Source organism: Parabacteroides sp. AF18-52, assembly GCF_003479145.1.
Classification (GTDB): Bacteria; Bacteroidota; Bacteroidia; order Bacteroidales; family Tannerellaceae; genus Parabacteroides; species Parabacteroides faecis.
In genome coordinates this window covers 90,860-106,752 of sequence record NZ_QUGR01000018.1, presented here as the reverse complement: position 1 = coordinate 106,752, position 15,893 = coordinate 90,860, and the positions used below count along the sequence as shown (strand labels likewise).

At 46.9% G+C, this 15,893-nt stretch carries 13 protein-coding genes; 8 read left to right on the top strand and 5 right to left on the bottom strand.

The annotated features are described in order from the left end of the window. Positions 1-285 precede the first annotated feature (285 nt). The 5 genes from DWX23_RS20970 (at position 286) to DWX23_RS20950 (ending at position 4,234) form a co-directional block, all read left to right on the top strand. Positions 286-510, top strand: coding sequence for a 2TM domain-containing protein (locus tag DWX23_RS20970; protein ID WP_075556213.1), 225 nt, complete (start codon positions 286-288; stop codon positions 508-510). Further along, on the top strand, positions 507-881 hold the full coding sequence (locus DWX23_RS20965) for a DUF2141 domain-containing protein (RefSeq protein ID WP_122375896.1): 375 nt from the start codon (positions 507-509) through the stop codon (positions 879-881). Before DWX23_RS20970 ends, DWX23_RS20965 begins: the two co-directional genes overlap by 4 nt. 4 nt (positions 882-885) lie before the next feature. Continuing rightward, complete coding sequence (locus DWX23_RS20960; RefSeq protein WP_122375894.1) at positions 886-3,258, top strand: outer membrane beta-barrel family protein; 2,373 nt, start codon at positions 886-888, stop codon at positions 3,256-3,258. 80 nt (positions 3,259-3,338) lie between these two features. Next, positions 3,339-3,968 (top strand): hypothetical protein, encoded by a 630-nt coding sequence (locus DWX23_RS20955; protein WP_122375904.1) that lies wholly within the window; start codon positions 3,339-3,341, stop codon positions 3,966-3,968. Then, entirely contained in the window at positions 3,953-4,234 is a 282-nt protein-coding gene (locus DWX23_RS20950; RefSeq protein WP_122375893.1) for a transcriptional regulator, read from the top strand. Before DWX23_RS20955 ends, DWX23_RS20950 begins: the two co-directional genes overlap by 16 nt. Before the next feature lie 71 nt (positions 4,235-4,305). Here DWX23_RS20950 and DWX23_RS20945 read toward each other — a convergent pair whose 3' ends face one another. The 3 genes from DWX23_RS20945 to DWX23_RS20935 all read right to left on the bottom strand — a co-directional run bounded on the left by DWX23_RS20945 (position 4,306) and on the right by DWX23_RS20935 (position 7,994). Further along, the gene (locus DWX23_RS20945) at positions 4,306-5,247 is read right to left on the bottom strand and encodes a ribose-phosphate pyrophosphokinase (RefSeq protein WP_007654670.1); all 942 of its coding nucleotides are present in this window, start codon (positions 5,245-5,247) and stop codon (positions 4,306-4,308) included. Between the two features lie 154 nt (positions 5,248-5,401). Continuing rightward, positions 5,402-7,096 carry an alpha-amylase family glycosyl hydrolase gene (locus DWX23_RS20940; RefSeq protein WP_199673356.1) on the bottom strand — a complete coding sequence of 565 codons (1,695 nt, stop codon included), beginning with the start codon at positions 7,094-7,096 and terminating at the stop codon, positions 5,402-5,404. Positions 7,097-7,154: 58 nt separating this feature from the next. Further along, positions 7,155-7,994, bottom strand: a complete 840-nt coding sequence (locus tag DWX23_RS20935; RefSeq protein ID WP_122353343.1) for a patatin-like phospholipase family protein — start codon at positions 7,992-7,994, stop codon at positions 7,155-7,157. A 148-nt stretch (positions 7,995-8,142) separates the two neighbouring features. Here DWX23_RS20935 and DWX23_RS20930 point away from each other — a divergent pair, with 148 nt between their 5' ends. The 3 genes from DWX23_RS20930 (at position 8,143) to DWX23_RS20920 (ending at position 14,136) form a co-directional block, all read left to right on the top strand. After that, entirely contained in the window at positions 8,143-10,347 is a 2,205-nt protein-coding gene (locus tag DWX23_RS20930; protein WP_122375889.1) for a sodium-translocating pyrophosphatase, read from the top strand. A 107-nt stretch (positions 10,348-10,454) separates the two neighbouring features. Then, positions 10,455-11,621 carry a 6-bladed beta-propeller gene (locus DWX23_RS20925; protein WP_122375888.1) on the top strand — a complete coding sequence of 389 codons (1,167 nt, stop codon included), beginning with the start codon at positions 10,455-10,457 and terminating at the stop codon, positions 11,619-11,621. 325 nt (positions 11,622-11,946) lie between these two features. Further along, positions 11,947-14,136: a glutamine synthetase III gene (locus DWX23_RS20920; RefSeq protein ID WP_122353333.1), complete on the top strand. Its 2,190-nt coding sequence runs from the start codon at positions 11,947-11,949 to the stop codon at positions 14,134-14,136. A gap of 68 nt (positions 14,137-14,204) precedes the next feature. Here DWX23_RS20920 and DWX23_RS20915 read toward each other — a convergent pair whose 3' ends face one another. Together DWX23_RS20915 and DWX23_RS20910 are read right to left on the bottom strand one after the other, a co-directional pair. Next, a complete protein-coding gene (locus DWX23_RS20915) occupies positions 14,205-15,212 on the bottom strand; it encodes a uroporphyrinogen decarboxylase family protein (protein WP_122375887.1) in 1,008 nt (335 codons plus the stop codon). Continuing rightward, positions 15,212-15,889 (bottom strand): vitamin B12 dependent-methionine synthase activation domain-containing protein, encoded by a 678-nt coding sequence (locus DWX23_RS20910; protein WP_122375903.1) that lies wholly within the window; start codon positions 15,887-15,889, stop codon positions 15,212-15,214. The genes DWX23_RS20915 and DWX23_RS20910 overlap by 1 nt, the downstream gene beginning before the upstream one ends. Positions 15,890-15,893 lie beyond the last annotated feature (4 nt).

Here is a 15,893-nt window from a genome sequence, read left to right as displayed (position 1 = left end):
TTTCGATTCTGACATAAGTTTACCGTGGTGTTTTGTCAACTTATTTCAGGACAGGACACATAGTAATTTCATTTAGTACGCCATGTAATCTACATCAGATAGGATAGAAAAATAAATTTATACCAGATCAGTCTATTTTTTTTCTGTTTTATTTGGTTTATATTATAAACCATTTTATATTTGCGATGTGTAAGTGAGAAACGCGTAGCTCCTTGCACTTTTTTAATCCATCTATGGTTTATAATATAAACTTGTTTACAAACAACAATTAAAGAGAGAACAACAATGGAAGCAACAGTAAACTCAAACAAGAAAAACAATTCATTTCCAGCACAGCTGAAAATGAATATCCTCCGCTATATCGTTATATGCAGCTTTTTGGCAGTAGTTAATTATGTCACAAGTCCATATTACTGGTGGGTTTTGTGGGTAATAGCCGGTTGGGGCATCAATCTGGGATTAGAGATCGCTAGTCATTATATGATTAAAGAAGAGGAGGAAGAAAAATGAAACAGACAATATTACTAATTATCATGACAATGTTTTTTACCGGCAGCATGGCCTGGTCGCGGACCATTACAGTAAAAATCAGTAATATCCGGGGAGATAACGGCATGATCCTCGTCATGGCCCAGTCAGGAAAAGAAAGCAAACCTGTATACGGTATGGCTAAACCTGAAAAAGGAGAAGCCACCGTCACGCTCGAAAACGTAGAATGGGAACAGTTCGACCTCTCAGTCTTCCACGATGAGAACGGCAATCATAAAATGGATTTCACAGACGACCATAAACCGGCCGAAGGATATGTCATGAAAAATTGCAAAACTCAAAAAGAAGAAGAGACAGTCAAGCTTAAATTATATTATCCTTCAAGCGAATAATACCATGAAAAGTACCTCGTTTCTCCTGTTCTTTTTCGCTGCCAGCTTTTCGGGCATAGCCCAAAAGCCGGCAGGAATGACGGTTTACTCCGGACATATAACGGATGAACCGGGAAAAAGGATTGAATATGCCACCATTGTTCTGCTGAAAGATGATATACAGAAAGCCGGAGTTACGACCAATGATGAAGGTGACTTCAAACTGGAAGTAGAAAACGGAACTTATACCGTCGTCACCCAATGTCTCGGATACGATCCGGTGCGGAAAACCATTCGGTTACCGCTCTCCCACCCCGATACCATTTCACTGAAACAATCCTCCTATGCATTGAAAGAGGTCGTGGTACAAGCTAAAAACATTGAACGAAAAGCCGATCGCTTCATATTATCCGTTTCCCCTTCCAGCGGCAAAGACGGAACCGAGTTACTCTCACAGGCTCCCGGCGTATGGCTGACGGACGAAAACATATCCATAAATGGTGCGCAGGGTACAAAAGTATTTGTCGACAACCGAGAGATCAAACTCACCGGCGAAGAACTTCTCTCCTACTTACGTTCCATGAAATCAGAAGAGATCAAACGGATAGAAGTCATTCCCATTGCCGGGGCAGAATATGAAGCCAGTTCCCGTGGCGGGATCATTTCGATCACACTCCGGCAACGACAGTACAACGGCGTGCAGGGAAATATAATGATGGGGACGGCTTTATCATCTTCCCTGAACCGTTATCTGCCTTCCGCGACATTAAACGCCCGTATGGGGAAATGGACGGTAAATGCAGCAGCATCAGGTTCTTTCACACCTAAGAACAATAGCGAAATGACTTCCTCCAGAGAATACACGAACGACAGCGACCGTTTTTCGAGTCTTTCCGAATTCGATACCCGTTCGAACTACGGAACCGGACGTATCAGCTCCATTTTTGAAATCGACACACTTAACAGTATAGGTGCAGAAATAGAATATATCGGACAAGTTTCCAAAAGTAGTTCTTACAGCGAAACGGAATTAACGAAACAAGGTTTTCTATTGAACAGTACAGGAGATTATTATCAGAAAGACGACTATAATACATTATCCGCCACGGCAAACTACCTGCATAAGCTCGACAATAAAGGTTCCATCCTTAAACTGATCACGGATTACGCCAATAAAAAGTCAACCGGAAAGAACAACTACTACACCATGCAGAAAGAATGGAATAAAGACAGTACATACAGGAGCAATTCGGATGCAACCTACCAGATCGTCACTTCAGACATCTCGCTCAGGAAGCATCTTAAAAAGGGAATGTCACTGAACACCGGCCTGAAGTACACCTATACATTCATGGACGATAACGCATGCTACGAAGGCTTGTCGGAAAACCAACAATGGAACGTAACCCCGGGATACGGATATGCGCTCGAATATAAAGAGAACATCTTCGGGGCATACGCATCCTTTTCTGCCGATGTCAACCGTTGGTCGTTCATCGCAGGAGTAAGGGGAGAATATACCCGAACTTCCAATAAAAGCGACCACATCGACCGGGATTATTTCGATCTTTTCCCGAATCTGAATATCACATACGCTTTCAACAACCTGAAAACATGGATGCTTGTCGGACAATATGCCCGCAATATCGAACGCCCGGCATTCTATACGCTCAATCCGAACCGCCTTCAGACTTCCGACTACAGCTATAACATCGGCAATCCGTATCTGAAACCAACGTATATCAACCGTTTCAGCGCCACCATAGTCTACAATTACCGTTATACACTGACTATCGGCGGTAGCCTGCACCACGACTTGATCCGCGAATTCTGTAAACAAGATGCAACCGATCCGGACATATCCTACATCACCTATGAGAACCATAACATCGAAAACCATTGGTTCGTCGCAGCCAACATACCGCTGCAACCGACCCCGTGGCTCGATCTGACGGCTAATTTCGTAGGTGTAAAGCAAGATATCCGCATGACGGAAGAAGCCGCTTTCGCACATCATTATCTGGCCTTTGCCAACGTGAACACATCTTTCCGATTACCGGAAGACATCACACTGGAAGCTCAGTACAACGGAACAAGCCGCTTATATTCCGGGAACAGTGAAATCGCCTCCCGCCATGTATTCAGCCTGTCCGCACGAAAAAAATTCGCCGGCAACCGTTTCCTGTTAACTGCATCGGTCAACAACATCTTCAACCGCTACAATAATTTCGTGAGTCATATCGATGCATATACGACACGAAGCCATTACGAAAGCGGCAGCCTGGGACGTACATTCAAAGTCTCCCTGACCTGGAACTTCAACAGCGGCAAGAAGATCAAAAAGAAAACGGTGGAACGAAGTTCCGACTCGGAAAGAAACCGGTTAAACGAAAAATAAACCGGAATGATTGACTGTTAAAAACAATGCCATTATCTTTGAACAAAGATATTAAGAACAAAATTAAAACATATAAAATCATGGAAGAAAGAACATTAAACGAAAAAGAAAGCCTGGCACTCATCACACAAATGATAAGTTCCAGTAAGAAAAACATGGAGATCGGACAAGGGAATTACATGCTGATCTGGGGGTATTTCACAACTACCCTCTCAATCATCTTATTTGCTTTAGTCAACCTCACACACAACTTTATATGGAGTTGGGGATGGATGCTGATGTTCGTCATGTGGCCGATAATGTCTTACAGACAAAGACAGAAACCGCCCAGAGTCGTGACTTATACCGACAAAGTCATTTCTCAGGTATGGCAGGTAATGGGCTGGATGTTCATCGTTACTTTTCTGACGATCGGTATCATCGAATTTAGTTTCGCCCGGTATATCGACTTTATTCTGATGTTGCCGCTCTCTTTGATTTATTGCGGAATCGGCGTTTCCATTACCGGCATTATCATACAGGAGCGCTGGATGACTTATACACCTCTGATCGCTTTTATTATCGCAATCTATATGCTTACCATGCTGATGATTGGTGAAAAAGCGACCACTTTATGGTATCTTTACTTCGGTTTATCGTTCGTGTTCATGATGATCATACCCGGACATATCGTCAATCATAAAGCCAAGAAACAATGTTTAAAGAACTAGATCCGCTACTCCACTCCCAATTACGGCTCGCCGTGATGTCTATACTTCTTTCGGTCGAGGAGGCGGATTTTGTCTACCTGAAAGAAAAGACACAGGCAACGGCCGGCAACCTGAGTGTGCAGATAGATAAACTGAGCGAAGCCGGTTATATAGAAGTAGAAAAGAGCTTTGTCGGAAAGAAACCCCGTACGACCTGCCGGATAACACCTACAGGACGGCAGGCATTCGAGAATTACGTAAACGCCTTGAAAGGTTACATCGGATAACCCCAAGGATCAAACATAAAAAAGGCTGCCATCAACAGACGGCAGCCTTTTTATATCATTAATCCTGCTAATTAAATAGCATATAAAGAACTGATAGATTCGCCACTGCAAACACGACGGATCGCTTCGGCAAACATATCGGCAACAGACAAAACTTTCACCTTCTCGCATTTCTTTGCGTAAGGAATAGAATCCGTAAAGATCATTTCCGTCAATGCAGACTGGTCTACACGGGTAGAAGCCGGGTCAGACATGACAGCATGACTGGCAATCGCACGTACCGACTTAGCACCATTTTCTATCATCAGGTTAGCAGCTTTCGTGATCGTACCGGCTGTATCGACCATGTCGTCTACCAACAGGACATCCAGACCTTCTACATCACCGATGATACGCATTTCAGCCACTTCATTGGCACGCAGACGTGACTTATGACAAATAACCATCGGCAATCCCAGATATTTGGAATAGCTGCTGGCGCGTTTCGTTCCACCTACATCAGGAGTAGCGATACACAAGTTATCCAAAGGCAGTTCGCCCTTGATATAATCCAGGAAGATAGAAGAAGCATACAAGTGATCGACAGGAACATTGAAGAATCCCTGGATCTGGTCTGCATGCAAATCCATCGTGATCAGACGGTCAATACCGGCAGTGCTCAACATATCGGCGATCAGTTTCGCACCGATAGATACACGGGGTTTATCCTTTCTGTCCTGACGGGCCCAACCAAAATAAGGAACTACAGCAATTACAGAGTGTGCGGAAGCACGTTTAGCAGCGTCAATCATCAGGAGCAATTCCATCAGATTATCCGAATTAGGAAATGTCGATTGAACCAGGAACACATCGCGGCCACGGATAGATTCTTCATAAGAAACTGAAAATTCTCCGTCAGCAAAATGTTGAATGTTCATCTGTCCCAGAGGACAACCAAGACTATTGCAAATTTTCTCTGCAAGATACCGGGAGTTGGTTCCCGAAAACACCAAGAAAGGAGTTTGTGCACTCATTATTCCGAATATTTATCTTAAGTAAATAGATTTGAATTGTGGTGCAAAAGTACAAAACTTATTTGCAATAATCCCTTTATCTTCGGAAAACTTTCAACAATAAGGGCAAGTTGTGCCTGCCCCTATTACTTCTTATCTCTCGATATCATGTTTATCATTTATACGTAAAACGCAGTATTCTACCGGAATAGGCAGGCAGAACCAGCTGGTACGGACAAGCCGTCGTCAACGTACTGACACAAGTCTCTCCCGTCAGCAAATCAGTCTGTACAGCCGCTTTGTTATCGTCAAATCCCAATGTTTGAAAAGCTTCCGTAGGGATCTTCACCCGTACGGTCTGTTCGTTCTTGTCGAAATTAACGACAATCAGTACGACTTCATTACGGAATTTACGCATAAAGGCATACTGCCGGTGCGTATTGAAATACGGATTCCGAGAATTGGCATACATCAGGTCGAAAAAAGCCCCCTGTGTAATCGCCTGTTCCGTCTTTGCCACATTCAGTATCTTAGCATACTTTTCGCGCAGGGCACGCTGTTCGGCCGTTAACCCGGCGCCGTCGAACTTCCAGTCGTTGATCCATTTACGCAAGCTATCGACGCTCCAGTAATCGAATATCGTCGTACGACCGTCGCGGCCGCTGAATCCTTCCTCGTCCATGCCCGGTTCGCCCAGTTCCTGACCGCTGTAGATCATGACCGGATTCGTATTCATCATCGCCGATACGATCATACCGGAAATACCCGGACGGGCATCGCCTGCAAAGAAATAAGAAGCTACACGCTGCTCGTCATGATTTTCCAGGAAATTCAGCATATGCGACTGGATACCTTCCAATCCTTGCCAGGTGTAAGAGATATTACTTGCCGGAGATTGGTTACACATAACTGCGCGCACCGTATCGTACAAGCCTACTTTGTCATAGAGATAATCAAAATGACCGTTAAAAATATAGTTACGGTACTCCGCCGGGTTATAAACCTCGGCTATAAAGCACACATTATGTTTTTCTTTCACCTTCGGGATCACCCAGTTCCAAAATTCCACAGGCACCATTTCCGCCATATCGCAACGGAAACCGTCCACGCCTTTATCCGCCCAGTACAGCAGGATATCCAGCATCTTCGTCCAGGTATTCGGAATCGGGTCGAAATGACCGATCCGCCCGTTCACATAATCCACACCATAGTTGAGTTTGACTGTCTCATACCAATCGTTCTTTCCGGGGGAAGGACTGAAACAGTCATTTCCGGTTACTTTTGCCGGGAACTCGCTATAGTCATAATCACCATGCGAATCGGCAAACGAGAGGTGTAACGGACATCCGGGGATATAATAGAAATTATTATTGCGGTCGAATCCTTTCGTCGTATTATCATGCTGGCCCAGGTCTTCCACATACGACATACGCGCATCCGAATGATACTCGCGTGCCACGTGGTTAGGCACAAAATCAATGATCACCTTCAATCCGGCCTCGTGTGTACGTTTCACCAGCGCTTCAAACTCTTTCATCCGGTTCGGCACCTTTTCAGCCAGGTCGGGATCTATATCATAATAATCTTTTATAGCATAAGGCGAACCGGCTTTACCCTTCACCACGTCCGCATGATCCTTACGTATCTGATAAGCGGTATAATCAGTCTGGGTGGCATGTTCTATCACTCCGGTATACCAGATATGCGTAGTACCCAACTCCTTGATCTTAGCCAGTGCCGTCGACGAAAAGGCGGAGAACTTACCTACTCCGTTTTCTTCCTTACTGCCGTTCTTTACCAACGAAGATCTCAAATTTCCGAACCAACGGGGAAATACCTGATAAATGACCATCTTATCCATTTGTTTCATCGCTTTATCCACTTTAAAAATTATCGGTAAAAGTTGCCCGGACCAGTGCCGGACAAAGCTATGGCATGAGTATATTGTTCTTTCGTGCCATAATCGCTTTCACCAGGGTTTCATATTTATTCTCTTGTATCACCAGTTCGAATGCCCGGATCGCCGCATCGTAACCGATACGCGCAATCTGTTCCACATTCTCCAGATCAAAGGTCTTATACATGCCGAATTCTTCCGCCTCGATCAGCACGTCGCACATCTCCCGGTCTTCCAGCGTATTCGCCCGGAACATATAATGGTAGGAACGCTCTGCAATATGAAAGATCGTTTGCTTGTATTTTTGGGGAACAAGCGGGCTGACGTTCACCCCGATCACCCTCTCGCACATATCGCGGATAATAGATACCGGGAAATTATGGAACAACCCGCCATCCACATAATGCACTCCGTTGATGACCACCGGGCTGAAAATGATTGGGATACTGCACGAAGCAGTCACTGCCTCCACGATAGGCCCGCTCTTAAACTCATGGCTTTCGCCGTTATCGAGATCGGTCGCAACCACTATCATAGGGATCTTCAGCTCCTCAAATGTCTTGGCTCTCAAATGGCGTTTCAAAAAATACCGGAAACGTTTACTGTCAAACAATCCGGATTTGGGAAGCTGAAGCTGTGCGAATTCGGAGAATTCACGGCCGGTAAAGAGTTCTTTCAACTCATCCGCCGAATAACCGTCGGCAAACAAAGTCCCCATCAACGACCCGACACTCGTCCCGACGATGACATCCGGCATCAGTCCGCACTCCTCCAGTAATTTGAATACTCCCAGGTGTGCAAAACCTTTCGCGCCTCCTCCGCTTAAGGCCAATCCCAGTTTATAGGTCTTATGGTTCGATTCTTGCGTCATTGTATGTTTTCTCTCTTTAACGTGACAAATATGCTGTTTTTTTTAGAATGAAACATTATTATTTACGAAAAAGTTTCTCCACTTCTTTATTTTCGTTACATTTACGGGAGACAAAATAAGGTCTTGAATCACTTTAAATCGAACGACTATGATAACAAGTATTTTCTGGATTGTGCCCGTGGCGTCAGTTCTGGCGCTGGTATTTGCCTGGTTCTTCTTCCGGCAAATGATGAAAGAGAGTGAAGGAACGGAAACGATGGCAAAAATCGCTTCTTATGTGCGTGAAGGTGCGATGTCGTACCTGAAGCAACAGTACAAAGTCGTGGCTTCGGTCTTTCTTGTATTGGTTATCCTGTTTTCCATTATGGCTTATGGTTTCGGTGTGCAGAACGAATGGGTTCCCATCGCCTTCCTGACCGGCGGTTTCTTCTCAGGACTGGCGGGATTCCTGGGGATGAAGACTGCCACTTATGCCTCCGCCCGTACTGCTAATGCAGCCCGTTCGTCGTTAAACAAAGGATTACAGGTAGCCTTCCGCAGCGGTGCCGTCATGGGGCTGGTAGTTGTGGGGCTCGGACTGCTCGACATCTCTTTCTGGTATATCCTGTTGAATGCTTTTATCCCGGATGAAGCACTGAACCCGACTCATAAACTGACCATTATCACCACCACCATGCTTACCTTCGGAATGGGGGCATCCACACAGGCGCTCTTTGCCCGTGTAGGTGGCGGAATCTATACCAAAGCTGCCGACGTTGGTGCCGACCTCGTCGGAAAAGTGGAAGCCGGCATCCCGGAAGACGACCCGCGTAACCCTGCCACCATCGCCGATAACGTAGGCGACAACGTAGGTGACGTTGCCGGTATGGGAGCCGACCTGTATGAATCTTATTGCGGATCGATACTGGCGACCGCCGCCCTGGGCGCAGCCGCCTTTGTCTCTTCCGGAGATATAGAAATGCAATACAAGGCCGTAATCGCCCCGATGCTGATCGCTGCTGTCGGGATCGTTCTTTCGATCCTCGGTATTTTTGCCGTCAGGACGAAGGAAGATGCCTCTATCCGTCAACTGCTGAAAGCGCTGGCAACAGGAACGAACCTCAGCTCCGTACTGATCGCCCTCTCTACATTTGGTATACTTTATACACTGGGACTAGACAACTGGTTCTGGATCAGTTGTTCGGTAGTGATCGGCTTGCTGGTCGGTATCGTGATCGGACAAGCAACGGAATATTATACCTCGCAATCGTATAAACCGACACAACGGGTATCCGAATCGGGTCTGACCGGACCGGCAACCGTTATCATCTCGGGACTGGGGCTGGGGATGATGTCTACCGCCATCCCCGTACTGGCAGTTGTTGTCGGCATCATTTGTTCATTCCTCTTTGCTTCCGGATTCGATTTCAATAATACCGGCATGGGACTTTACGGAATCGGTATTGCCGCTGTCGGCATGCTTTCGACATTGGGTATCACGCTGGCAACCGATGCGTACGGACCGATCGCCGACAATGCCGGGGGAAATGCCGAAATGTCTGGTTTGGGAAAAGAAGTGCGCAAACGTACCGATGCCCTCGACTCACTTGGAAATACCACGGCCGCTACAGGTAAAGGCTTTGCCATCGGCTCGGCTGCGCTGACAGGACTGGCGTTGCTGGCTTCTTATATAGAAGAGATCAAAATAGGTCTGCTCCGTTTGGGAGAAACCGTCCTTTCATTCGCCGACGGACGGACAATGGAGATATCGAAGGCTTCTTTCTCCGATTTCATGGTCTATTATGACGTGACGCTGATGAACCCGAAAGTGCTGTCGGGCATGTTCTTGGGTTCGATGATGGCTTTTATGTTCTGCGGATTGACTATGAATGCCGTAGGACGTGCCGCGGGTCACATGGTGGAAGAAGTACGCCGTCAGTTCCGCGAAATTCCGGGTATCCTGACAGGGAAAGCGGAACCCGATTATGCGCGTTGCGTGGAGATCTCGACCAAAGGGGCACAACATGAAATGATCGTACCTTCGTTGCTGGCTATCATCGCTCCGATCGTCACCGGGCTGATCTTCGGGGTAACCGGAGTGATCGGGTTGTTGATCGGCGGGTTGAGCACGGGGTTTGTCCTGGCTATCTTCATGGCAAATGCCGGCGGTGCCTGGGACAATGCCAAGAAACATATCGAAGAAGGCAACCATGGCGGCAAAGGCAGTGAAGCTCACAAAGCGACTGTCGTTGGCGATACTGTCGGCGACCCGTTCAAAGATACTTCCGGACCGAGCCTCAATATCTTGATCAAGTTGATGAGCATGGTGGCTATCGTGATGGCCGGATTGACGGTCGCATGGAGTTTGTTCTGAAATAGTTAATATAACATAATCGAAGACATATATTCAAATACGAATAGTTCGTAATTCCGAGCTATTCGTATTTTTGTTTATTATCAACCGTTTAAATACTATCAGACATGAAAACAACTCCTTTACTCCTATCCGCTGCCTTGTTACTGGCCTGTTTTTCAGGTTGCAACCCTTCTACACAGAAACAAAAGGCGATGAAGACCAACGACGGAAGTCTCAGCACTGTTGAAACTTCGGGAAACAAACTGACAGTATGTGATTTTGCTGCCGTAAAAGATACGATCGAAGTACCTCTCAGTGAGTTCGTCGAAGACTGTCGCATTATCCGGTTCGACAATTCTGACGAGGCTTTATTCAAAGCCTGGTTCATTCTTGCCACCGACCAATATATCGGTGTTCGCCAAAGCGGTGCTGCATTCAAGCTGTTTGACAAGGAAGGTAAATTCCTGCATGACATCGGCGCAGTGGGCAACGGTGCCGGAGAATATGCCATTTCCATTTATGATGAAGTCATTGACGAAAAGAACGGGCATATCTTTTTCACTCCTTTTGTCGGTGACAAAATTATGATGTACGGAACAGACGGCAGATGGATCAAAGACATCAAACTGCCCGGACGACTCCAGAAACCCAAATTGTCGCTCAATCCGGACGGAACATTAGCGGTTGTTCACATGCCTTTCAGCGAAGATGAGCCATTTGCTTTCCAGATGGACACAGAAGGAAATATACTGGAAAAAATACCGACCACCGCAGCGATGAAAGCTGAAAATTTTGACGGCGAGGTCTTTTCTTACAGGAATTGCAACGATTTCGATTTCTTCCATACCGGTATAGATACTCTTTTTGTTTACGACGTAGCGGGCAACCGGTTGTTACCCGAATTCACCATGACATTCCCGAACCCGAAAGAGAAACCGATTCATCTGTATTACAGATTGCCCCATCATTTTATGGTCAGCTATTACTATTGGGGGAACAATGGTCCGGAGAGAGGTGGAAACATTCTAATAGACAAACAAAAGAATGCCTCTTCTTATTTCAATCTCGTAAACGATTTCTACGGTAATCTTCCTGTCTCATCGCCGGGACACAGTTTTTACCGTGGCTATTTCATCCAGAACCTGGAACCGGGACAACTGGCCGAACAAATAGAAAAGCATCTCGCCTCCGGCAAATGCCCCAGCCAGGATAAAAAGAAACTTCAGGAGCTGGCAGCATCGCTGAATGAGAATGATAATAATGTGCTGTTTATCGGGAAGGTCAGGCAATAGAAAAAGGTGAAATCTTTTTCAGTTTCACACATTCATTCTTCAAGTCTTGTGCCACCTTACTAAGCCGGGCGGCGTCTAGTTTTTTTTCATCTGATTTATATTAAAGATAATTCTTTTGCTAAAAAGAGACCAAGTTGCCAAAATTTGCCAATATGCCAATGAAGGTAAGAGATGATTTTTTACATGTTTTAGCCTGAAGACAGATTAATATATTTCAAGTCTGTCTCAAGTAGGATAGGCATTGTTTCTTTTTAACTACAAGCAGAAAGTATAAATAAAGATTTGCTTGTATCTTTGCAGCCGGTAAAACAAAAAAATAATCCGTATGTCAATCTCACGCTTTAATGCAGTGGAGAAAGCTTCCAACCGGAAGGCCGTGGAAGCCATCACTCCCAAACAGAAAGTATCCGAGTACTATGGCGAGAACGTATTTAACCGCAAGGCAATGCAGAAGTATCTCTCCAAGGAAACGTACAAAGCCCTAACCCACGCCATTGATAATGGAACACCCATCGACCGGGAAATAGCCAACCATGTAGCTGCCGGTATGCGTATGTGGGCACTGGAAAAAGGAGTTACCCATTACACCCACTGGTTCCAACCTCTTACCGACGGAACAGCCGAAAAGCACGATGCTTTTGTAGAACATGACGGCAACGGCGGTATGATCGAAGAATTCAGCGGCAAACTGCTCGCCCAGCAGGAACCCGACGCATCCAGCTTCCCTAACGGCGGACTGCGTAACACGTTCGAAGCCCGCGGATATTCAGCCTGGGACCCCTCCTCTCCCGCATTTATTGTAGACGACACTTTATGTATCCCGACTGTCTTTATCGCTTATACCGGTGAAGCACTCGACTACAAAACACCGCTTATCCGTTCAGTAGAAGCATTGAACAAAGCAGCCAAAGAGGTCTGCAACTACTTCAACGAAGATGTTCATAAGGTGATCACCTATCTGGGCTGGGAACAGGAATATTTCCTGGTAGACGAAGAATTGTATTCGGCCCGTCCCGACCTGTCGCTGACAGAACGTACGCTGCTCGGACACGAAAGTGCCAAGAACCAGCAGTTGGACGACCATTATTTCGGTGCTATCCCTTCACGCGTACAGGAATTTATGAAAGACCTGGAAGTGGAATGTTATAAGCTGGGTATCCCGGTAAAGACCCGTCACAACGAGGTTGCCCCGAACCAGTTCGAGCTGGCTCCGATCTATGAAGAATGTAACCTGGCCAACGACCATAATCAGTTGCTGATGTCGGTGATGAAACGTGTTTCACGCCGTCATAATTTCCGCGTCCTGCTTCACGAAAAACCTTTTATGGGTGTGAACGGCTCGGGTAAGCATTGTAACTGGTCGATGGGGACCGATACGGGTATCAACCTGTTCTCGCCGGGTAAAGACCGCGAAGACAACCTGCGTTTTATCACGTTCGTGGTCAATACGCTGATGGCTGTTTATAAATATAATGCCTTACTGAAAGCAAGTATCGCTTCTGCTACCAACGCACACCGTCTGGGAGCCAACGAAGCACCCCCTGCCATTATCTCCTCTTTCCTCGGAACGCAGATCAGCGAAGTGCTGGATAAATTCGAGAACAGTTCGATCGAAGATGCGATCGAGGTAGACGACAAGAAACGTCTGAGCCTGGGCTTCGGACAAATACCGGAATTGCTGCTGGATAATACGGACCGTAACCGTACCTCTCCGTTCGCTTTCACCGGAAACCGTTTCGAGTTTCGTGCTCCCGGTTCTTCCGTGAACTGCGGCTCGGCTATGCTGGCTGTCAACTCGGCTGTCGCTCACCAGCTTCAACAGTTCAAGAAAGATGTAGAAACACTTCAGGCTGCTGGAAAGAGCAAGGAAGTGGCTATCTTCGAGACACTGAAGGCTTATATCAAAGAATCCAAACCGATCCGCTTCGACGGTAACGGTTACTGCGACGAATGGAAGGAAGAAGCTGCCCGCCGCGGACTGGATTGCGAAAACAGCGTTCCGCTGCAATACGATGCTTACCTGAAACCGGAAGTGATCCGCATGTTCAAGGAAACGGGCGTATTGAATGAAAAGGAACTGGAAGCCCGCAATGAGGTGAAATGGGAAATCTATATCAAGAAAGTACAGATCGAAGCCCGCGTATTGGGTGACCTGTCGATGAACCATATTATTCCGGTCGTATTGCACTACCAGTCTTTGCTGCTCAGCAATATCACCAAGCTGAAAGAAACATTCAGCCCGGAAGAATACGAAGACCTGTCCGCCGAACCGCGCCGCCTGGTACGCAAGATTTCCAAACACGTAAATGCCGTAACACGCATGACGGACGAAATGATCGAAGCCCGTAAGAAGGCGAATGTCATCACCGACCTCCGCAGCAAGGCGATCGCTTATCATGATACGGTGGTTCCGTTCCTGGATGATATCCGCGAGCATATCGACGAACTGGAGCTGATGGTGGATAACCAGATGTGGCCGTTGCCAAAATATCGGGAACTGTTGTTTATCCGATAAGAAACCGATAAAACAGCATCCTACATAAAATGTCCTGTGTAAAGAACTTACACAGGACATTCTCTTTTTTACACTGATCGATTGTTAAAACTATTAAGTGCCTGATAAAATGCCTCTATATTCTCTGACGGAACATGCGGAGGCACATCACAACCTGTCGATAAAACGAAATTCTTCCATTGGCTGGTTTTCTTTAGCAGATTCATTGTCTCTGCATATACTTTTTCCGGCGATGACTGTTTGAAAAGTCCGACCGGATCGAGGTTTCCCATGACCAACCGGTCTTCCGGACAGCTCTCCAACGCCTCCGCCATATCTATCTTATTGCCGAAATGCAGTCCGGCCGCTCCCGACTGAATCATCGCCTCCGTACAATGTCCGAAGTTTCCGCAGTTATGCAGGATCACCATAAAGTTCTCATCCTGCACCGCATCCACGATCTGACGAACATAATCCGTCGAATACAACAGACAATCTTCGTTAGAGATCAGACCCGCCGCCGGTTCCGCCATGATCACGCCATGAACGCCTGTCTGCCTGATCGCACGGGTATAGTCGATCAGGAAACGGGTACATTTCTCCAGTAAGACGGTCATATTCTCCGGCTCCACATACAGGGCGATCATTAATTCCGACAACCCGAACAAACGCCCTGCCAGCGAAAACGGACCGATACAACCGGCAAAGACCGGCTTATCCTTTACCCGTTCTGCCGTAAGCCGGTTCGCTTTCAGGTATTCGGGAACACGTCCGGCCTCAAGAGACGGGATTAGCAGACGATCTATAGACTCCCTATCCGATACGAGCGGTTCCGTTACACTGGGGACCTCATCTTCCGGAAAGACCACCTTCGCACCGAAAGCCTCTGCTTCCACCGTTAAATCCATGATAACCGTCGGTGCTGCCGACGGATATTGTTCGTTCAACCGGCAGATAGCCTCCGCATGCACTTCGCCATCGGTAACCGCATCTCTCACCGTTTTACCGCATAACTCGATACCCGGATGCGTCATGATAGGAATAGCCCTACGTTCCTGCCGGTTCCTTGTTTCGTGTAGCCACTTTTGTATTTCCATTATTTCTTCTTTCTTTTTCGTTTATAACAAGTCTCCAGTTCACAATACTGGCAACCGTACTTTTTCTCATCCACATCAGGCCCGATACCGATAATACCGCTGATCGACTTGATCGGTGTCATCAGGCATACCTCCGACAAACCGATACCGCAGGGATTCCCGCCCATCAAGCGGAACAGTGTCTGCTGGCCGGATAAATGCCAGCCGCAATATCCGGGACTCAGGCGGTTCGTGTGCCGTTCTCCTGCCAGCTCTTTTTCGAGTAACCGTTCCATGCAGTCACCGGCTTTTTCTGCGATACAAGTACCGATAATATCTGCAATAAAACTTTTCAGGATATCCTCTTCCGCTTTCAAACGATTCTGATACTCCTGAAAAGCACTCCCCGCAGTCACCGCAAAGAGGGCGAAGCGACCAGAGCCTTTCAGGAGGGAAGAGATCGTCGCTCCGACATGAATACGTTCGCCGCCATCCAGAGATACAGCGTCTTCCTCCATCCGTCCGTCAAACAGACCGAATGCACAACGCGGAACGATCCAAGACGAAACCTCTTCCAGCATGGAGACGGTCAATGCCTCCACTGGCTCTTCCGGTTCCGTACTGCCGTAGCCCATCTCGGTAAATAAATCATTTACCGTCAGGGATAACCGGCTAAAGTCTAACTCGTATTCCTGCATACGA